The organism is Pseudoalteromonas sp. 2CM28B (genome assembly GCF_023161935.1).
In genome coordinates this window covers 407,010-427,467 of the sequence record NZ_JALNTH010000004.1, presented here as the reverse complement: position 1 = coordinate 427,467, position 20,458 = coordinate 407,010, and the positions used below count along the sequence as shown (strand labels likewise).

Annotated in this window: 22 protein-coding genes; 20 read left to right on the top strand and 2 right to left on the bottom strand. The window is 39.6% G+C overall.

Going from position 1 to position 20,458, the window contains the following annotated elements; translation table 11 throughout:
* Positions 1–75 precede the first annotated feature (75 nt).
* From mpl to MTN96_RS08670, 5 genes are read left to right on the top strand one after another with little or no spacing between them, the layout of a single operon-like run.
* Positions 76–1,431 carry a UDP-N-acetylmuramate:L-alanyl-gamma-D-glutamyl-meso-diaminopimelate ligase gene (gene mpl / locus MTN96_RS08690; RefSeq protein WP_248531219.1) on the top strand — a complete coding sequence of 452 codons (1,356 nt, stop codon included), beginning with the start codon at positions 76–78 and terminating at the stop codon, positions 1,429–1,431.
* 1 nt (position 1,432) lies between these two features.
* On the top strand, positions 1,433–2,053 hold the full coding sequence (locus MTN96_RS08685) for a flavin prenyltransferase UbiX (protein ID WP_055252925.1): 621 nt from the start codon (positions 1,433–1,435) through the stop codon (positions 2,051–2,053).
* Positions 2,053–2,982, top strand: coding sequence for an ABC transporter ATP-binding protein (locus tag MTN96_RS08680; protein WP_004588541.1), 930 nt, complete (start codon positions 2,053–2,055; stop codon positions 2,980–2,982). The genes MTN96_RS08685 and MTN96_RS08680 overlap by 1 nt, the downstream gene beginning before the upstream one ends.
* Positions 2,983–3,750 (top strand): ABC transporter permease, encoded by a 768-nt coding sequence (locus tag MTN96_RS08675; protein WP_004588540.1) that lies wholly within the window; start codon positions 2,983–2,985, stop codon positions 3,748–3,750.
* Positions 3,750–4,415, top strand: a complete 666-nt coding sequence (locus tag MTN96_RS08670; protein WP_054983169.1) for a tRNA (guanosine(46)-N(7))-methyltransferase TrmB — start codon at positions 3,750–3,752, stop codon at positions 4,413–4,415. Before MTN96_RS08675 ends, MTN96_RS08670 begins: the two co-directional genes overlap by 1 nt.
* Here MTN96_RS08670 and MTN96_RS08665 read toward each other — a convergent pair.
* Positions 4,412–6,292, bottom strand: coding sequence for an EAL domain-containing protein (locus MTN96_RS08665; protein WP_374274972.1), 1,881 nt, complete (start codon positions 6,290–6,292; stop codon positions 4,412–4,414). The two genes, MTN96_RS08670 and MTN96_RS08665, sit on opposite strands and share 4 nt — an antisense overlap.
* 276 nt (positions 6,293–6,568) lie before the next feature.
* On the opposite strand from MTN96_RS08665, the gene panP reads away from it, so the two are divergent.
* Positions 6,569–8,197: a pyridoxal-dependent aspartate 1-decarboxylase PanP gene (gene panP / locus MTN96_RS08660; protein ID WP_248531217.1), complete on the top strand. Its 1,629-nt coding sequence runs from the start codon at positions 6,569–6,571 to the stop codon at positions 8,195–8,197.
* Positions 8,198–8,277: 80 nt separating this feature from the next.
* Here the strand turns inward: panP and argE are convergent, their stop codons facing one another.
* Positions 8,278–9,429 carry an acetylornithine deacetylase gene (gene argE / locus MTN96_RS08655; protein ID WP_248531215.1) on the bottom strand — a complete coding sequence of 384 codons (1,152 nt, stop codon included), beginning with the start codon at positions 9,427–9,429 and terminating at the stop codon, positions 8,278–8,280.
* 218 nt (positions 9,430–9,647) lie between these two features.
* Here argE and argC point away from each other — a divergent pair, with 218 nt between their 5' ends.
* The 14 genes from argC to MTN96_RS08585 all read left to right on the top strand — a co-directional run bounded on the left by argC (position 9,648) and on the right by MTN96_RS08585 (position 20,456).
* On the top strand, positions 9,648–10,658 hold the full coding sequence (gene argC / locus MTN96_RS08650; protein ID WP_248531212.1) for an N-acetyl-gamma-glutamyl-phosphate reductase: 1,011 nt from the start codon (positions 9,648–9,650) through the stop codon (positions 10,656–10,658).
* Entirely contained in the window at positions 10,658–11,425 is a 768-nt protein-coding gene (gene argB, locus MTN96_RS08645; RefSeq protein ID WP_248531210.1) for an acetylglutamate kinase, read from the top strand. Before argC ends, argB begins: the two co-directional genes overlap by 1 nt.
* A 7-nt stretch (positions 11,426–11,432) precedes the next feature.
* Entirely contained in the window at positions 11,433–12,365 is a 933-nt protein-coding gene (locus MTN96_RS08640) for an ornithine carbamoyltransferase (protein ID WP_024034341.1), read from the top strand.
* On the top strand, positions 12,362–13,564 hold the full coding sequence (locus MTN96_RS08635) for an argininosuccinate synthase (protein WP_004588532.1): 1,203 nt from the start codon (positions 12,362–12,364) through the stop codon (positions 13,562–13,564). The genes MTN96_RS08640 and MTN96_RS08635 overlap by 4 nt, the downstream gene beginning before the upstream one ends.
* A 51-nt stretch (positions 13,565–13,615) precedes the next feature.
* A complete protein-coding gene (gene argH / locus MTN96_RS08630; protein WP_004588531.1) occupies positions 13,616–15,481 on the top strand; it encodes an argininosuccinate lyase in 1,866 nt (621 codons plus the stop codon).
* 315 nt (positions 15,482–15,796) lie between these two features.
* Positions 15,797–15,994 carry a hypothetical protein gene (locus MTN96_RS08625; protein WP_248531208.1) on the top strand — a complete coding sequence of 66 codons (198 nt, stop codon included), beginning with the start codon at positions 15,797–15,799 and terminating at the stop codon, positions 15,992–15,994.
* Between the two features lie 16 nt (positions 15,995–16,010).
* Positions 16,011–16,544 carry a hypothetical protein gene (locus MTN96_RS08620; protein WP_029773587.1) on the top strand — a complete coding sequence of 178 codons (534 nt, stop codon included), beginning with the start codon at positions 16,011–16,013 and terminating at the stop codon, positions 16,542–16,544.
* A gap of 26 nt (positions 16,545–16,570) precedes the next feature.
* Positions 16,571–17,020, top strand: a complete 450-nt coding sequence (locus MTN96_RS08615; RefSeq protein WP_248531206.1) for a hypothetical protein — start codon at positions 16,571–16,573, stop codon at positions 17,018–17,020.
* Between the two features lie 230 nt (positions 17,021–17,250).
* Positions 17,251–17,682, top strand: coding sequence for a hypothetical protein (locus MTN96_RS08610; RefSeq protein WP_096042579.1), 432 nt, complete (start codon positions 17,251–17,253; stop codon positions 17,680–17,682).
* A 204-nt stretch (positions 17,683–17,886) separates the two neighbouring features.
* Positions 17,887–18,330, top strand: a complete 444-nt coding sequence (locus tag MTN96_RS08605; RefSeq protein ID WP_248531204.1) for a hypothetical protein — start codon at positions 17,887–17,889, stop codon at positions 18,328–18,330.
* Positions 18,330–18,842, top strand: a complete 513-nt coding sequence (locus MTN96_RS08600; RefSeq protein WP_174694613.1) for a hypothetical protein — start codon at positions 18,330–18,332, stop codon at positions 18,840–18,842. Before MTN96_RS08605 ends, MTN96_RS08600 begins: the two co-directional genes overlap by 1 nt.
* Complete coding sequence (locus tag MTN96_RS08595) at positions 18,835–19,353, top strand: hypothetical protein (RefSeq protein ID WP_096042136.1); 519 nt, start codon at positions 18,835–18,837, stop codon at positions 19,351–19,353. Before MTN96_RS08600 ends, MTN96_RS08595 begins: the two co-directional genes overlap by 8 nt.
* A gap of 88 nt (positions 19,354–19,441) precedes the next feature.
* Positions 19,442–19,951 (top strand): hypothetical protein, encoded by a 510-nt coding sequence (locus tag MTN96_RS08590; protein WP_096042135.1) that lies wholly within the window; start codon positions 19,442–19,444, stop codon positions 19,949–19,951.
* Complete coding sequence (locus MTN96_RS08585; protein ID WP_248531202.1) at positions 19,944–20,456, top strand: hypothetical protein; 513 nt, start codon at positions 19,944–19,946, stop codon at positions 20,454–20,456. Before MTN96_RS08590 ends, MTN96_RS08585 begins: the two co-directional genes overlap by 8 nt.
* Positions 20,457–20,458: the final 2 nt, after the last annotated feature.

The following is a 20,458-nucleotide window of genomic DNA, read 5'->3' as shown; positions in this document are numbered from 1 at the left end:
ACGAAGCCTAAAATTTGGCATTATAGCGCCATTAAACTTCACAGACGTGCGAAGTACGAAAGGATTTAAAAAGTTATGCATATTCATATATTAGGCATTTGCGGCACCTTTATGGGCGGTATAGCGGCCATTGCTAAATCGCTTGGCCATAAAGTGACTGGCTCTGATCAAAATGTTTACCCGCCGATGAGCACTCAACTTGAGCAGCTGGGCATTGAGCTAACCCAAGGTTACGACGTAAAACAGTTAGAGCCAAAGCCAGATATGGTGGTTATTGGTAATGCCATGAGCCGAGGTAACCCCTGTGTAGAGTATGTGTTAGATAAGGGCTTGCCGTATACATCGGGGCCAGAGTGGCTTAAACATAACCTATTGCAAAATGCTTGGGTGCTTGCGGTGGCAGGCACACATGGCAAAACCACCACAGCAAGCATGCTGGCGTGGATTTTAGAGTATGCAGGTTTAAAACCCGGGTTTTTAATTGGTGGTATAGTTCAAAACTTTGGTGTGTCAGCCAAAGTGGGCGAAACCCCGTTTTTTGTAATAGAAGCGGATGAATACGATACCGCTTTTTTTGATAAGCGCAGTAAATTTGTGCATTACTTACCACGTACGCTCATTTTAAATAACCTTGAGTTTGACCACGCCGATATTTTTGACGATTTAAACGCAATAAAAAAACAATTTCATCACTTAATGCGTACATTACCTCATACTGGCAAGGTAATTTGGCCAAAAGACGATATCGCACTTGATGATGTTATTAAGCAAGGGCTCTGGAGCGAAAGTGAAACCCTAAATGGTGATTGGCACTATGACTTGCTAAGCGCTGATGGCAGTCAATTTAATGTGCTTTTAAACAATAAGCTTCAAGGTACGGTTAATTGGCAAGCAATAGGCGAGCATAATGTTAAAAATGCCATTATGGCTATCGCGGCAGCGCGCCACGTAGGTATAGCCGTTGAGCATAGCATTGCAGCGCTTGAAGAGTTTATTAGCCCTAAACGGCGTATGGAGCTTAAAGCCGACATAAATAACATTAAAGTGTACGACGATTTTGCGCACCACCCAACAGCCATTAAAACCACGCTTGCGGGGTTGCGTGCAAAAGTGGGTGATGAAAAAATTATTGCTATTTTAGAGCCTCGCTCAAACACCATGAAGATGGGTGTACACCAACATACGCTACTTGCTTCGTTAAGTGATGCCGATGACGTGCTGTTATTTGAGCCCGATAACCTAAATTGGTCTCTTAAATCGCAAGCCGATAATGCCGGTATGCAGTGTTTTAATAGTACGCAAATGATTATTGACACTGTGCTTGAAAATATCATGCCAAATCAGCACATATTAATTATGAGCAATGGCGGTTTTAATGGCTTACATCAACACTTAGTTAATGGTTTAGCTAAAAAATACAGCGGAGAATAATGTGCAGTTTAAAGATAAAATTACACTGGCGTTTAGTGGTGCTTCAGGCGCGCCTTACGGTTTAAGATTGCTTGAAGCATTACTCGCGCAGCAATTTCAAGTGTATGTACTTATATCAAGTGCTGCGCGCGTGGTGCTTGATACAGAGTCAAACATTAAACTCTCAGCTAATGAAGATAAAGCAACCGAGCAGTTAAGTGCTTTATTTAATGCCAAGCCAGAGCAGTTAAAAGTATTTGGTAAAGATAACTGGTTTAGCCCTGTAGCTTCAGGCTCTGCGGCGCCTAAAAAAATGGTAGTATGCCCGTGCAGCGCAGGGTCTGTGTCTGCTATTGCGCTCGGTGCATCAGATAACCTACTCGAGCGTGCAGCCGATGTGGTTATTAAAGAGCGAGGGCAGTTAATTTTAGTGCCACGCGAAACTCCCTTTAGCGAAATTCACCTTGAGAATATGTTAAAGCTTGCGCGTTTAGGGGTCACTATTATGCCCGCTGCGCCTGGTTTTTATCATAAGCCACAACGTATTGAAGACTTAGTTGATTTTATGGTGGCGCGAATTTTAGATCATTTAAACATTGAACATAACCTAACTAAACGTTGGGGTTATGGTGAGGGTAAATAATGAATAAGCAAAATGTTGCTTTAAATATAGAAGGCCTGACCAAGGTTTATAAAAACGGTGTTGAGGCCGTGAAAGGTGTTGATTTACAAGTTTTTGAAGGCGACTTTTTTGCCTTACTTGGCCCAAATGGTGCCGGTAAGTCGACCACTATTGGTGTTATATCGTCCTTGGTAAATAAAACGCAAGGTAAGGTGGAAGTGTTTGGTCACAACATCGATACCGACCTTGAAGCTGCTAAAGCGCATTTAGGGCTTGTCCCACAAGAGTTTAACTTTAGTCAGTTTGAAACGCTTGGCCAAATATTGGTAAATCAAGCAGGCTACTACGGTGTTACCCGCGCAGAAGCGCATAAGCGTGCCGATAAATATTTAACTCAGCTTGGCTTATTAGAAAAAAAAGACAAGCAAGCACGTACGCTTTCTGGGGGTATGAAACGCCGTTTAATGATTGCCCGCGCATTAATGCATGAGCCAAAGCTACTAATATTAGATGAACCCACTGCAGGGGTTGATATAGAGCTGCGCCGCTCAATGTGGGACTTTTTACGCCAAATTAATGAGCAAGGCGTAACGATAATTTTAACCACGCATTACCTTGAAGAAGCCGAGCTGTTATGTAAAAACATCGCCATTATTGATACTGGCCGTATTGTTGAAAACACCACTATAAAAGCGTTACTAGCTAAGCTTGATAAAGAAACCTTTGTGCTTGATTTAAAACAGCCAGCACAGCCAGTTACCCTTGAGGGGTACTCGTTTAGCATGCCTGATGAGCACACCATAGAAGTTGAAGTGGCTAAATCTCAAGGCTTAAATGCAGTTTTCAGTGCGCTAACCGAGCAAGGCAACACTGTTTTGAGTATGCGTAATAAAGCAAACAGATTAGAAGAGTTATTTGTAGGATTACTAGAGCAAGGGCGGGGCGAATAAATGTTTAAATATGGCGTAGCCTTAAAGAGTTTATGGATTAAAGAGTGTATTCGTTTTTTACGTATTTGGGTGCAAACCTTAGTGCCGCCGGCGATTACGATGAGTTTATACTTTGTTATTTTTGGTAATTTAATTGGCTCACGTATTGGTGAAATGGGTGGTTTTAGCTACATGGAATTTATTGTTCCGGGGCTAATAATGATGTCGGTTATTACCAACTCATATTCTAATGTTGCTTCTAGTTTTTATTCAACCAAGTTTCAAAAAAGCATTGAAGAGCTATTGGTTGCGCCTGTGCCTAATTACATAATTGTACTTGGTTATATGGGCGGCGGTATGACCCGCGGCATGATGGTGGGCTTTATTGTTACCTGTGTATCGCTGTTGTTTGTGGATATTCAAATACACAATATATTTGTAATTATGGCGACGGTAATTTTAACCTCAGCGGTGTTTGCACTAGGTGGTTTAATTAACGCTATTTACGCCAATAGTTTTGACGATATTAGTATTATCCCAACCTTTATTTTAACGCCACTAACATACTTAGGTGGCGTATTTTATTCAATTACGCTACTGCCAGAGTTTTGGCAAAATGTATCGCAAATAAACCCAATTATTTATATGGTTAATGCGTTTCGTTATGGCTTTTTAGGCGTGTCGGATGTTGATTTAAGTGTCGCGCTTGGCGTTATATTAGTATTTATTACGGTGCTATTTACTTTAGCGCTAACGTTAATTAAAAAAGGTGTGGGGCTTAGACATTAATGAGCGATGCAAATTCACGCAGTATTGTATCTAATCAGGCGGGTATACACGAAAAGCTTGATGAAATCGTTAACAAGCATTTAAACGCAGAGTTTAAAAAGCCTATTGCTGAACACACTCAACAAGCGTTCGATGAAGTCAATGAGCAGGTTCAAGCTTTTAATGGACCGCTTATTATAGACTCATGTTGTGGAGTAGGGGAGAGCTCGGCTAATTTAGCTAAGCGCCACCCAGATGCATTAATTATTGGTATTGATAAATCGTCACACCGCTTAGATAAGCACGATGTTGAATATAAACAAACAGACAGCGGCCAGTACATTTTGGTACAAGCTGACTTAAACGACTTTTGGCGTTTAGCTGTGGCTGCTAATTGGCAGCCTACTCATCATTATTTGCTTTATCCTAACCCATGGCCTAAATCTAAGCATATCCAGCGTAGGTGGCACGGCGCGGCTATTTTTCCGTTTATTGTTAAGCTAGGCGGTCGCTTAGAGGTGCGCAGTAACTGGGATATTTATGTAAAAGAGTTTGCCAGAGCGCTTGAACTAACGGGTCATCCTTGTGAGGTAACGCTGTATGAGTCAAACGAAGCGATTACTCCGTTTGAGCGTAAATACTGGGCCAGCGGCCAACAAAGCCATCGTTTAGTGATAGACCTTTAAACGGCCACTTCCTCTTGGCTTGATGAGTTAACATGTGGCGCTGGGTAAGCAAAGTAATTGCCTTGCATCAGCGCCACATCTACATTTTTAAGCGCATTTTCAATACTTACATTTTCTACCGACTCTGCCATGAGCGTTAAACCAAGTTGCTTTGCAGCATGAACTGTATGCTCAATAAATAAGGCTATATTTTCATCACTTACTGCTTGTTTTACTAATGCGCCGTCGAGTTTTATACCGTTTACTTCAAGCTTTAGCGCATTCGAAATATTTGAATAACCACTACCAAAACCAGTAATAATGACATTCACCCCTTTGGTTTTTACCATAGAAATAAACGTTTTAACCTCTAAAAAATTAGTAATAGCGTGTGACTCTAAAAGGCCAAGCGTTATGTTTTCTGGGTGCGGGTAGCGCTTAAGCTCGTTAGCAATGTATTCACTCAAACTAGGGTCGAGTATATCTTTATCGCTGATATTTAAGCTCCAGCATATATCTGTTTTTCTAAACCGCTCTATACATTGGCTAAATAGCGTGCGCGTTAATAGTCCGCCCATTCTTGAGCGGCTCACTACATTTAAAAATGAGTCGGGTTTTAAAATTTCGCCATTTTTAGTTACCATTCTGGCTAAGCATTCGTAATGTACTACTTCATTATTAGTGGTGTGAAACATAGCCTGAAAATAAGGCACTATGCGGTTGTTATCAAATGCTTCTTGAACCTCTTTGGCAAGGCTTACATTGTATTGATACTGGTTTTTTACATCGCTCATTACTTTTGAGTAGCTAACAACCTTACCGCGGCCATGTTTAGCCTGAAGCGTTGCAATATGCGCGTTTTCAATCAGTAGTGATTTATTACCACTGGCGATACCTGCGCAGTAAGTTATATAAATAAATGGGTTTGTTAATACAGGGCTGTTTGCGTTATACGACTCAACTAAATCGCTCAGTTCGCTGCTTTTAAAGCTTTTAGGGGTAAGCACGGCAATTTTATTAGTAGCAAGGCGATACACCTTACAGCTTTGCGGGCTGCGACTTTGATAATGACTGAGCAAGTTTTTCATTACGTTGTCGCCAACTTGAGTGCCATAAAAGCTATTAATATCTTCAATTTCGTTCACCCAAATAATGGCAAGCTGCATGTGGTGTGAATTACTCTTTTTGATAAAGTACTCAAGCGCAATATGATTGGCAAAGCCCGTACTGGCATCTGTTGCTAGGGTACGCTTTAACAAATATATATAAATAGCTGCAACCAGTACCGCAATAAAAAAGAAAAAACACGCCGTTATTATGGCTTTAGTGACGCTGTATTGAAGCTTTTTATTTAAATCATCTAAGGTTATGTCGGCACCCGTAATGTAGGTAGTACCATATTTATCTACAAAGGGAATAAAAACAGTTTTAAAATCACCCCATTGGTCGCTAGATTGCTCAAAAACAGGCTCGGTTGAATAAAACGCGCCCCTGTTAATGTCGGTGGCCTCTGGGTATAAATCAAGAAATTGCGTAACACGTGCGTTTTCTTGATCGTCTTTGGTGTAGCTGGATGAGGTAAAGTAAACTTTGTTATCGCGTATGATCATCGAATAGACGTAAGCTATATCAAGCGCTTGTGCAAGCTCTGAGAGTTGTTTGCTTTTAGTTTGGTAAACCGAAAAACCAATATCGTAGCCTTGGCTAATTCTATCGTGGTAACTTTGCCCTAAAATATGTTTTACGCTGGTGGCGGCATTTAGAAGGCGCTCATCGACAGCGTGCATAATTTCGCTACGCGCTGAGCTATAGGTGTAATAAACATAGACTAATAAACTGACCAAAAACAATGTAAAGCCAGCTATAAACCACTTCCCTTTTAATTTCCCTGTGAGCATACTTGTCCCTTATTGTTACACATATTAAGTATACGCATAAATGTAATTTGCCCAAAACTAAAATGTGACTTTTTAATAAAATCCTATTATTGAAATTTTTTTACAATATTTGTCATCCGTTTAGTCGCTTTTATGGCTTAAAGGGAGACATTTTACTTATATTGCAGTAAAGTTAGCGCAATTTTTAAAAGAAGCACGCTGCTTATAATAGCGCCATAGTTTGGCATTTTTAACTGTTAAACGCGTGTTTTAGCTACACACACACTAGGTATAAAGATGGATCAAAAGCGTTGTGCCGTCGCCTCTAAAGAAAGCCTTAAGCGTATATTTACTGTACCTGAAGCGCCAGACTCAACTTTAAGCAAAATTGAGCTTGAAATTTCGAGTAATTTAGCAGGGTTTTTAAACGAAAATATAGCGGCAATTGAAAAACCATTACACGAAATTGAAAAAGATTTTCAGGCTGCGGTGATCCCAGAAAACCCAACGTTTGTATCTGCTTACGCCCAAGATATTATGGAGCAGCTAGTTGCCCATTCTGTACACACGGCTGCGCCTAGCTTTATTGGGCATATGACATCGGCTCTTCCGCATTTTTTACTACCGCTTTCAAAGTTGATGGTGGGGCTTAATCAAAACCTAGTAAAAATAGAAACCTCAAAAGCATTTACGCCCCTAGAGCGCCAAGTACTAGGTATGATGCATCATTTAGCTTACTCGCAAGATGAGTCGTTTTATTCTAAATGGATGCACAGTGCTAAAACATCACTCGGTGCTTTTTGTTCCGGTGGTACAGTTGCAAACATAACGGCATTGTGGATTGCGCGTAACCGCTTATTAAAACCCGACGGCAGCTTTAAAGGCATTGCCGCTCAAGGGCTCGTAGCCGGTATGCTGCATTATGGCTACAAAGGGCTGGCCGTTTTAGTGTCGGAGCGAGGGCATTACTCTTTAGGTAAATCAATTGACTTACTAGGCATCGGCCGTGAAAATTTAATTGGTGTAAAAACCTGCGAAAATAACAAGGTTGATGTGAATGCCATGCGCGAAAAAGCCTTAGAGCTTGAATCGCAAGGCATAAAAGTTATGGCAATTGTAGGGGTTGCTGGTACAACCGAGACCGGTAATATCGACCCTCTTGAGGATATGGCCGATTTAGCTCAGCAAATAAACTGCCATTTTCACGTTGATGCAGCGTGGGGTGGGGCAACGCTTTTATCGCAAACGCATCGCCCATTATTAAAAGGAATTGAGCGCGCAGATTCAATTACTATTGATGCACACAAACAAATGTATGTGCCAATGGGCGCAGGCTTGGTGTTATTTAAAGACCCAACTGCTACGGATGCAATAGAGCACCATGCAGAGTACATATTACGTAAAGGTTCAAAAGATTTAGGAAGCCATACACTTGAAGGCAGCCGCCCAGGTATGGCTATGTTAGTACATGCTTGCTTACGCGTTATTGGCCGCAAAGGCTATGAAATGCTTATTGATCGTAGTATCAAAAAAGCACATTACTTTGCTGATTTAATTAAAGCCGATGAAGACTTTGAGCTGATTTCAGAGCCTGAGCTGTGTTTGCTTACATACCGCTATGTGCCTAAACAAATTAAACAAGCCATAGCCCAAGCAGATGCCGCAACACGGTTAGAAATTTTCGCGTCGCTCAATCGCTTTACTGCCAGTATGCAAAAACGCCAACGTGAATCAGGGCGCTCGTTTGTATCGCGTACTCGCTTAACACCCTCAAAGTACGATAATCAGCCAACAGTGGTATTTAGAGTGGTATTGGCTAATCCGCTAACATCGGGTGTTATATTAAAAGAGATTTTAGCTGAGCAAAAAGAGCTTGCTAAAACAGACCCTGTATTTAAAAAGTACTTAAGTAAGTATATGCAGTAACGCCTAGGTATAAGCTAAAACAAAGGCGCCAATGGGCGCCTTTGTTATTTTTGCTGTGAGTTTTTAATACAGTCTTCTTTTTAAGCGTTAAAGCAGTTTGCCCTAATAATGTCAGTTATAATTTTTTGCGATGGGTTTATTTTCTCCATTGCTAAAAATTCATCAGGTTGGTGGGCTTGATTAATTGAGCCTGGCCCCATGACTATTGTTTCACAGCCAAGTTGCTGAATAAACGGAGCCTCTGTGCAATAATTTACTGCAACGGCTTTTTCTCCTGCAATTTTTTCTGCCATTTTAACGAGTGCGCTATCAGTGCTGCCACTAAAAGCTGGAATGGGCTCGTGTAAATCAATTACGCTCACTGCGCTTGGGTATTGCGCGTTTATATCACTGGTGGCATCAATAAGTAAGGCTTGTAAGTCTTTAATGCTTAACCCTGGGAGCGGGCGCATGTCTATGTGCATTTCGCAGCAGCCACAAATTCGATTTGCGTTGTCGCCACCATGAATATTACCTAAATTTAAGGTAGGGTAAGGTATTTCAAAATGTTCAACTGAATATTTATTCTTTAACTGCTCTTTTAAGAACAGCAATTTTGTAATCACTTTATGCATGACTTCGATGGCGTTAAGACCACGTTCGGGATCGGAACTATGACCTGAACGGCCAATCACTCTTATAGCCGTGCTCATATGTCCTTTGTGAGTAAATACAGGAGTCATATCAGTAGGTTCACCAATAATACAACGCGCAGGTTTTAAATTAGGGTGCTTACAAATTTGCTGCGCTCCCGCCATGGTGGTTTCTTCATCGGCAGTGGCAAGTATTAAAATAGGTTGTGTTTGCTGTTTTATATCAAGCTCACTAATAGCTTGTAATACAAAAGCAAAAAAGCCTTTCATATCAATACTACCTAACCCATATAAGTTATTGTTATGTTCAGTGAGTTTAAACGGGTCGTGGTTCCAGCGGCTATCGTCAAACGGTACGGTGTCTGTATGGCCTGCAAGCATTAAGCCGCCATCGCCTTCTCCCCGCTTTGCAAGTAGGTTGTATCGGCCTTTCCCACCTTCTAACTCTATAATTTCGCAAGTAAAACCTAAACTTTCGCACCAGCGTGCTAGCAACTCTATTACCCCTTTATTACTCATACAAAGCTCATCTTCTATTGCACTAATAGAGGGGGCTGCAATGAGTTGTTGGTACATAGAGATAAATGACGGCAAAGACATAAAAAAATCCAAAATAATTATTCAATTTAATTGCATAACAATATAAAAGTATTTATGATGAATATCAATTCACTTTTTAAGCATAAATATATTAAGTATAGCCATGAAGATAATGCGACGATAATCAACAATTCATTGAGAAAAGTATTAGCTAGCATCTAAGCTAGTGTAAGCGAACACCACACCTATTTAGTAGTAAATTTATAAACGAGTAAAAAATGAATGTAGCGATTATTGGCGCAAGCGGTTATAGCGGCGCAGAATTAGCAAGCTTAGTTGCTAAGCACCCTAATTTAACGTTATCGGGCTGTTATGTCTCTGAGGGAAGTTTAGATAAACATAAATTATTAAGTGATTTATACCCAGAGCATAGAAATCTTCTTGATATTCCTCTACTACCACTGAGCGAATCAGCGTTTGATGACATAAATTCGAGTGCCGATTACATCTGCTTATGTACTGATCACAAAGTAAGTGTTGATTTAGCCCCGCAGTTTTTAGCTATGGGTAAAAAAGTATTCGACCTATCAGGTGGTTACCGCCTTGCCAGCAACGACGACTATGTTACTTACTATGGTTTTGAGCACCAACATCCTGAGTTATTAAACGAAGCAGCCTACGGGTTAGCCGAATGGAATAGCAGTGCAATTGCCAAAGCAAATCTTGTGGCTGTAGCAGGCTGTTACCCAACCGCTGCGCTTAATGCGTTAAAGCCGTTGCAACAGGCAGGCTTGTTGAGTGATGAAAAAGTGATTATTAATGCTGTTTCAGGTGTTACTGGCGCAGGGCGTAAAGCCAGCGTAGGTACTCACTTTTGTGAAGTATCGCTTGCCCCGTATGGTTTATTTAACCATCGTCATGGGCCTGAAATTGAACAACACCTTGGCCACAAGGTGTTATTTACACCGCACTTAGGTAATTTTCCGCGTGGAATTTTAGAAACTATTTATGTACAGCTTAAGCCAGGCGTTACCAAGGAAAACGTATCTGATGCTTATCAAGTACTTAAAAACGAGCCGTTGATTCGTTTGTTAGCTGATAAAGTGCCATCTATTAAAAGCGTGGTAAAACAACCGTATGTTGATATTGGTTGGCAGCAGCAAGGCACTCAACTGATTGTTATGGCAGCGATAGATAATCTATTAAAAGGCGCTGCGGGCCAAGCCTTGCAATGTATTAACTTATCAATGAATTTAGATCACACCACTGGCTTAAAAGGAGCCTTTTAATGAGCTCTAAAACGTGGGTAATTAAATTAGGTGGTGCTGTACTTAATACAGAAAACGCGGCAAAAGCTTTGTTTGACGTATTAAGCGCTGATCAAAATAATCAGTTTGTTATTGTTCATGGTGGTGGCTCGTTAGTTGACACTTGGCTAAAACAAGCAGGCTTTGCTAGTGCAAAGCACCAAGGACTGCGTATTAGCCCAAGTGAGCAAATGCCTTACATAGTGGGGGCGCTGGCTGGCTGTGCAAATAAGCAGCTGGTAAGCCAAGCTATTAATGCAGGCCATAAACCTGTTGGTCTCTGTTTGTATGAAGCCGGAGTTATGGCGTCTCAAAAGCTAAAAGCGCTTGGGCAAGTAGGTAAGTGCGAAAGTAATGATGATTCAATTGTTAACGATTTACTTAAGCTTGGTCGGTTACCTATCGTGAGTTCTATTGGGTTTGATGAGCAAGGTAACTGGTATAACGTTAATGCTGATGAAGCTGCCGCAGCGATTGCTAGCAACTTAAATGCAGAACTTATTTTTATGACAGATGTAGAAGCGGTACTTGATGCAAACAAGCAGCCGTTACATCAACTTGACACAAAACACATTGATACTTTAATTGATGAAGGGGTAATTTTGGGCGGAATGGAGGTCAAAGTTAAGACCAGCCTGCACGCTGCCCAACATTTACGACGCGGTGTGTATATTTCCTGCTGGCAAAAGCCAGACAATTTAACTGCTTTGCTACAGGGCGAGCATGTCGGAACAAAAATTACACCATAGGGTTATCATGTTAGAGAATTTTTTAACGGGTCTAGAATTAGACCAACAAGGCGCACTAAATTTACTAAAACTAGCGCGTGATTTAAAAGCAAAGCCAGAAAAGTACAGCCAAGTATTAGCGGGTAAGTCAATTGTTACCTTATTTGAAAAGCAAAGTTTACGTACGCGTTTATCGTTTGATATTGGAATTAACCGTTTAGGCGGCCACGCTGTGTATTTAGATCAGCAGAACGGCGCTATGGGTGCACGTGAATCTGTAAAAGATTTTGCACTTAATATTTCTACGTGGGCTGATGGTATTGTAGCGCGTGTAAACCAGCACAGCACGTTAACCACCTTAGGTGAATACTCTAGTGTACCTGTCGTTAATAGCTTGTGTGATTTATATCACCCGTGCCAAGCATTGGCTGATTTTTTAACGCTACAAGAAGTACATGGCGATGTGAGCGAGCTAAAAGTGGCTTACTTAGGTGAAGGTAACAACGTTACTCATTCACTTATGTTATTAGCGGCAACGCTAGGTACAGATTTTGTTGCTGTTACACCAAAAGGCAGCTCGCCTGATTCGCAAATTCTTAAAAAGGCTGAGCAAATTGCTGCAATGAACGGCGCATCAGTAATGGTAAGCGACCGTGTAGAAGCCGCTGTAGGCGCTAATGTTGTATATGCAGATACGTGGGTGTCTATGGGCGATGATACGCCTCTTGAGCAAGTTAAAGAAAAATACATGCCTTATCAGCTAAACCAAGCATTGCTAGAACAAACAGGTGCGACTACGGTATTACATTGCCAACCGGCACACCGTGAGTTTGAAATTACCTCTGAGGTAATGGATGGCCCAGCATCAAAAATTATTCAACAAGCAGAAAATCGCATGCATGCGCAAAATGCTCTGCTAGTAACATTACTAAATCCAAATTTTGTTAAGGAACACCTATGAGTTCAATTAAAAAAGTCGTTTTAGCCTATTCAGGTGGTCTTGATACTTCAGCTATCGTGCCATGGTTAAAAGAAAACTACGGTTGTGAAGTAATTGCCTTTGTTGCCGATGTAGGCCAAGGCGCTGAAGAACTTGAAGGCGTTGAAGAAAAAGCCATCGCATCAGGCGCATCTGAGTGTTACGTAGTTGACTTAAAAGATGAAATGGTAAGTGAGTACATTTACCCAACGCTTAAAACGGGTTCTATTTACGAAGGTACTTATTTATTAGGTACGTCTATGGCGCGTCCTATTATTGCTAAAGCGCAAGTTGAAATTGCACGTAAAGTAGGTGCCGATGCACTTTCGCATGGTTGTACCGGTAAAGGTAATGACCAAGTACGTTTTGAATCATGTTTTGCAGCGCTTGCACCCGATTTAAAAGTAATTGCACCATGGCGTGAGTGGGATTTATCAAGCCGTGAATCATTATTAGATTACTTGGCTGAGCGTGATATTCCGTGTTCTGCCTCAGCAACAAAAATTTACAGCCGTGATGCTAACGCATGGCATATTTCGCACGAAGGTGGCGAGCTTGAAGATCCATGGTGTGAGCCTAGTGACCAAGTTTGGACCTGGACTAATTCACCAGAGCAAGCACCCGATAAAGCTGAGCATGTAACGCTTACGGTTATTGAGGGTGAAGTGGTTGCTGTAAATGGCGAGCAGCTTAAGCCTTACGACTGTTTAGTTAAATTAAACGACATTGCTGCGCCACATGGTGTTGGCCGGGTAGATATTGTAGAAAACCGTTTAGTAGGCATGAAATCGCGCGGCTGTTACGAAACACCTGGTGGCACCGTTATTATGGCGGCACTGCAAGCCATTGACGAACTAGTGCTTGATAAATCAAGCCGTAAGTGGAAAGAAGTACTGGGCGGTGAATTTTCGCATTTAGTCTATGACGGTCGTTGGTTTACACCACTAAAAGACTCTATTTTAGCCGGTGCAGAAGCACTTTCTACACTTGCTACAGGTGAAGTTGTACTTAAGCTTTACAAAGGCCAAGTGACAGCCGTTCAGAAAAAATCACCTAATAGCTTATACAGCGAAGACTTTGCTACATTTGGTGAAGACGACGTATATGACCAGTCACATGCTGAAGGCTTTATTCGTTTATTCTCGCTTTCGAGCAGAATTTCAGCAATGGCTAAAAAGTAAATTATTTATAGCCCCTTGTATAAGGGGCATTACAGGGTTTGGAGAGATTTCATGGCATTATGGGGCGGACGTTTTTCTACGGGTCCAGATGAGGCGTTTAAACAATTTAACGACTCACTTCCGTTCGATTATCAGTTAGCAGAGCAAGATATTATTGGCTCTGTGGCATGGGCAGGTGCGCTTGAGCAAGTAAATGTACTTACAAGCGATGAGCACACTAAGTTGGTTGCAGCACTAAATGAACTGCTTGAAGAAGTAAAAGCAGATCCACAAGCAGTGGCAACCTCAGGTGCAGAAGACATTCACTCGCACGTAGAAGCTGCACTAATCGAAAAAGTAGGTGATTTAGCTAAAAAGCTACACACAGGCCGAAGCCGTAATGACCAAGTAGCCACTGACTTTAGATTATGGTGCCGCGATACTGCCGATCATTTGCTCGGTGCAATTGCTGCACTAAAAGCTGAGTTTGTGGCGTTAGCTGAGCGCGAGCTGGGGACTATATTGCCAGGCTATACGCATTTACAACGTGCTCAACCTGTATTGTTTAGCCATTGGTGTATGGCTTATGTAGAAATGCTAGAGCGTGATGAAAGCCGCTTGCAAGATGCCAAAGCGCGTTTTAATTTTTGCCCTCTAGGCAGTGGCGCACTAGCAGGTACTGCCTACCCAATTGATCGCCAAGCTTTGGCGCAAGGCCTAGGCTTTACTGGCGCAACTAAAAACAGCCTTGATGGCGTATCTGACCGTGATTTTGTAGTAGAGCTTTTAAGCTGTGCCTCTATTTCGATGATTCACTTATCGCGTATGGCTGAAGATTTAATATTTTATAATTCTGGTGAAGCCGGGTTTATAGAGCTTGCTGATAATGTTACCTCTGGCTCATCGTTAATGCCGCAGAAAAAGAACCCTGATGCACTAGAGCTTATTCGTGGTAAAACGGGCCGTGTATTTGGCGCGTTTAGTGCCATGATGATGACCTTAAAAGCACTCCCTCTTGCGTACAATAAAGATATGCAAGAAGACAAAGAAGGTCTTTTTGACGCTATGCCAACTTGGCTTGCCTGTATTCACATGGCGCAAGCGTGTATCAAAGGCGTAAAAGTAAACGGCGATAAAACACTCGCAGCAGCAAAAGGCGGCCATGCTAATGCAACAGAGCTTGCAGACTACTTAGTAGCTAAAGGTGTGCCATTTAGAGAAGGCCACCACATTGTGGGTGTACTTGTGCAGCTTGCTATAAGCGAAGGTAAAACTCTTGAAGAGCTTTCGCTTGAGCAGTACAAATCGGTTAATGACGTATTTGAAGATGACGTTTACCCAGTACTTGAAATAGATGCCTGTATTAAAGCACGTCAAGCGCTTGGCGGTACATCTATTGAACAAGTTACCAAAGCGGTTAAAGAAGCCAAAAAAAAACAGCAAATAACGGTTCGTGATGCAAATTTAGATGATGTTGAAGATATTGCTAGGCTGATACAGCACTGGGCTACGGTAGGTGAAAATTTGCCGCGTGCTAAAAGCGACATGGTGCATTCAATTAACGAATTTGCAGTAACAGAAATAGACGGCAAAGTGTCGGGATGTGCATCGTTATACATTTACGATACAGGGCTTGCTGAAATACGCTCTTTAGGCATAGATCCACAAAGCGCGGTAACTGGGCAGGGTAGGCAGCTTGTAGAGCACTTATTAGCAAAAGCCAAAAAATTGGCGCTTAATCGCGTTATCGTACTAACCCGTGTGCCGGATTTTTTTGAACAGCAACGTTTTACTTTTTGTAGTAAAGAATCGTTACCAGAGAAGGTGATGAAAGATTGCGAACTTTGCCTTCGTAAAGAAAATTGTGACGAAGTAGCAATGGAATATATTTTAAAGCCAAGTACACGTGCGGAGATCCCGTGTAAATACGTGGCTTAAATTCCCTGGATATAAAAAACGTACGGTTACCCCTGTACGTTTTTTTATGTGTATAATAAGCTGGTCAGATGAGTTTGGGGTGGTGTGCGAGTTTTCACTTTAGCTATAAGGGTTAACTTAAGGCTTAGTGTGAATATAATACCTTGTTAGCATATATTATGGGTATGTCAAAAAATCTTGGCACGCTGGTTGCTTTGTATAAGTCAGATAGCAAAATAGCTATCACTGCTTAAAACAGGTAATGCAATTACCTATATGATGGTGTGATTAAAAGTTGCGCCAAATAATATTAAAACTTATACAAGGATCAATTACATGCAAGTTTCAGCTAATAGCCAATTACAAATGCAAGCATACAATAAAACACAACAATTGCAGCCTGCAGCGGAACAAACTGCTAGCCCTAAAACCCTACAATCTGATACAGTAAGCTTCTCTCAAGAGGCGATGGCAGCTAGTATGGGAACTGAACGACAAGCTTCAATTTTACCAGGTGCTCCTAAACCAAAATAATAACTAAAGGTTCTTGATGTTTTTAACTGAGTTTTTTGGTCATTTTTCTTTGTCAGCTTTTACAATGTGGGCTTTTATGATGGCCTTTTTGTTTAACGTTTTTGTTTATTCTATTGGTAATAAGAGAAATACTACCCTTTTACTCAGTTCATTAATCATGTTTATTTCATACTCATCGTATGAGTACTTTTTAGATTGGTTGTCTATTTATGAATTAACTTATTTAGATTTAGCAATATACGATGGTTGCACTATAGCTGCACTTTTCATAGCGAAACATTTTATTAAAACAAGCTCTAGTTCATTGCTTTATTTAATTTTTGGATTGTCTACGAATCTTAGTTTAGCTTTATGTATGCAACTAGACACCTTTATTTTACGTAATAGTGAACCATGGTTTTTTTGGGATTTTTATACTTTCTCGGTGATTACTATCGATTTATTGATGGCTGTTTCTTTGATTGTAGATAGAGACTTTTTAGGCCTACACAAATTAAAAAGTAAGCTATGTGGTTTGTTTAAATCGACAAAGCCTCAGCCCACGACCTAGATTAAATGTATTTATCTGAAGCCCTAATGGATTATGTAGCGGCTTTCTCCCAATGGGGCTTTTTAATGGCCTTCCTCTACTGTCTAGTCTCCAGCATAAACAAAGAAAATAAGTCACCAGTTTACCTATCTGCGCTAATGCTCTGCTCATATATTTTTGGCAGCTATATAAAATTGTTAGATAACCTATATCTTAATTGGGCGTTCTTCGATTTTATTACAATTGTAGCGTTGCTCTCTTTGCAGTACTTCAATGTTTTTAAACGTAACAAAGCTTTCCTGTTCCTCGTTCTGGCTTTAACTGCTAATGCCGTACTTACATTGCTTTTGTATTATGACTTATATGTTCTATATAACTTTGAGCCATGGTGGTATTGGAGTGTTTATTCTATCGGCGTAAACGTAATTGATGTTTTAATGATGCTTTCACTAGTGGTTAATCAGCTAAAGAGTAATCGGCTTATTGAAAAGTTATAAGTGTGGATGAACTTTAATAACGTGAGGTTTGCTGCATTTGTGGGGCTATTTATTGAGTTTTAGTTGCCAGGCGAGGGCTGTGGTACTGACGAGGGTCAGATGAATTATGTTAAAATTACTTATTTTTTGCCTAACTACATAGTGTTTCAAACAACATGGCTATTATTGATGTAATCTCTAACTTCGATTTCGCTTATATATTAAGCGCTATTGTGCAGTGGGGGTTTCTCATGGCCTTTTTATACTCATTAGTATCTTCAATAAATAACCCCTTTAAAGGCTTTGTTGTACTTTCGAGTATTATGGCGATAGGTTATTTGCCTTGGATATTTACAAACTTTCAAACGGTTACTTATTTAGATTTTGCCCTTTTAGATATCGCTATTTTAGTTGCTGTGTATGTAACTCAGCGTTATTTTATTAAAGAGAAAACGACAGCTTATGTCTACTTAATCATCGGCCTTAGCGTTAACACCTTTTTAGCCCTATGCATGTATCTAGATACCAATATTCTATATAATTACACCTACTGGTGGTTTTGGCGCTTTTATTCATCGGCTGTTATGCTTTCTGATTTGTGTATGATCGCCGTACTAATTATCAATAGAGACTTTTTAGGCTTAATTAAGCTTAAAAGGTGGCTTTTGCAGCTAGCATTTTAAAGACGAAGTATCGATACGTTTATGGCGATGAAAGTTATAGTTTGGATAAGTAAAATACTAAGCTAGGTGCTCAGTTAATGGTGTTGTTTATTATTTTTGAGGTGCTTATTATTAGCGTTTACTTTTAAGATGGATATCATCTCTTTTTTATTAGATGTGAGAATTGCCCATATAATCGGTGTGGTATTGCAATGGGGGTTCCTCATGGCATTTTTATATTCTTTAGTCTCATCTATCAATTCACGCTTTAAAGCGTTAGTTATACTTTCATCGATTATGGCTATTTCGTATTTTCCAGGTGTTTTGTTCAATTACCAAACCATTACTTACCTTGATCTCGCTATTTTAGATGCTATCACCATTGTGGTTTTAATTATTGATCAATACTTTTATATTAAAGAGAAAACGGTTGCATTTATGTATCTTATGCTTGGGCTGAGTATCAACATGTGCTTTGCTCTAGGTATGTATTTAGACTCTTATATTTTACATAATTACACCTATTGGTGGTTTTGGGGGTTGTATTCATCAGTGGTGGCGATTTCTGATCTGAGTATGATTTTAGTGCTGTTTATCAATAGAGATTTTTTAAAAATTATTTATTTAAAAAACCTTATTTACTCGTTCTTTGCTAAGAAACCGCAATAGTGAATAATGTTCTAATCCCTCCTGAAGTGTCAGTTTATATCGGTGCGTTAGTGCAGTGGGGGTTTTTAATGGCCTTTTTATATTCACTAACAACTAGCATTAACAATCCATCAAAACAGGCATTATGGCTATCTTTAGTTATGGTAGTTTCTTACTGCTTAAGTACAGTTATAGATATTTACAACATTAGTTACATAGAACTGTTTTGCTATGATGTAGGCACTTTATTTTTTATTTTATTTCTGCGGTATTTCCTACCTGAAAAGCGCATATCTACTTACTTATTATTTGGCTTGAGCATCAATTCGTTATTATTTTTAGCTATGCACATAGATGTGTTTGTACGTGGTAATTACGAACCGTGGTGGTTTTGGTCTGTTTATACAGTTGTTATTAATATGATGGATATCATCATGGTTAGTATTTTTTTCGTTAAAAAGGATTTTTTAATGTTAGTGCATGCTACTGATAAGTTGGTGAACGGTGTTATGAGATTGAAGCAAAGTGGCTGATGTTCTTTGGGGACTGGTCGATTTAGGATACAACGTAGGTATTTTGTTTACGTGGTTTTTTCTTATTGCCTTTTTGTATAACTTATCGGCAAGTATTAATAAGCCAGATAAGAGCAGGGCACAACTTTCATTTATTATGATGGTATCCTACATAGCTAGTTTGTTTATGGATCCAATTATAGAAACACCGCACTTAAATTATTTTTATTATGATGCTGTAACTATCTTGGTTTTACTTCTGTGGCGTAATTTCACCAAACAAACTATACCTACGCCCTTTTATTATTTAATTGTAGGGCTGAGCTTTAATGCCTGTTTATTTTTAGGTATGCATTACGACATTGTTATACAAGGTACACTTTACTATTGGTGGTTTTGGGCGGTATATATTTTTGGGATGTATTTTAGCGATTTCACAATGGCAATTGTACTAATTATAAACAGAGATATTTTAGGTTTACTTCGGCTTAGGAGATATTTGAGATTATTTATAGAAAGGCTGAAGGAGTGAGTTAATTTAATTATTGTTTTATGGTATTTGCTACGCCTCAAAAGTGTAGATAGCGGTACAATTTTTACTTTTCAGGCGTTAAGGTTTCATGATTGATTTAATATTAAATACCAATATAACCTTCTATATAGGTGCATTTGTACAGTGGGGCTTTTTAATGGCTTTTTTGTACTCACTGGTCAGCTCAATAAATAACGCTGATAAGAGCAAAGTTTGGTTAACATCAATCATGGCACTTTCATATTCATCTAGCTTATTTATTGATATGGACTCGATAACCTACTTTGACTTTTTCTTATTTGATACTGCAACACTAGCCTCAATTGCTTTATGTGGTTTTTTTATAAAAAGTTGCACCTTGTACATTTATTTACTTATTGGGTTAAGTATTAATACTTCTTTATTTTTTGCGATGTACATAGACAACGATATTATGCATCACTATGAGTACTGGTGGTTTTGGGATATTTACTTTGTAGGTGTTAATTTTAGCGATTTACTAATGATTACAGTAAGCCTTTTAAATAAAGATATTTTAGGTTTAGTAAAGCTAAGTAATTATTTAACTACAAAGTTGAAGCGTTTCCGATATGCATAACCTGTTATGGGCGATGGCTGATCTTTATGATTACATAACCATTTTAATTACATGGCTGTTTGTTTTTGCATTTTTATATTGCTTATCTACAAGCATAAATAAGTCAGATAAAAGTTTAGCCCAAATATCATTTATTATGATGGCTTCATATACATCAAGTATGGTTATGGACCCGCAAACAGCCACACCTCACTTAAAACTGTTTTTATTTGATGCAGTTACCATAATCGCTTTGATGATATGGATGATTTTTTTATCGAAAGCTAAACCGATCGCTTTTTATTATTTAATCGTGGGGCTTAGTTTTAATGCGTTTGTATTTTACGGTATGCATTACGATAGTATCGTTGTTGGGAATATAGAGTATTGGTGGTTTTGGGGGCTTTATGGTATTGGGCAGCTTACAAGTGACTTAGTAATGGCATTGGTTTTATTTATAAATAAAGATATTTTAGGGTTAATAAAAGCCAAAAAATATCTCGTTAAAAAAATGGGTGCTTATTAATG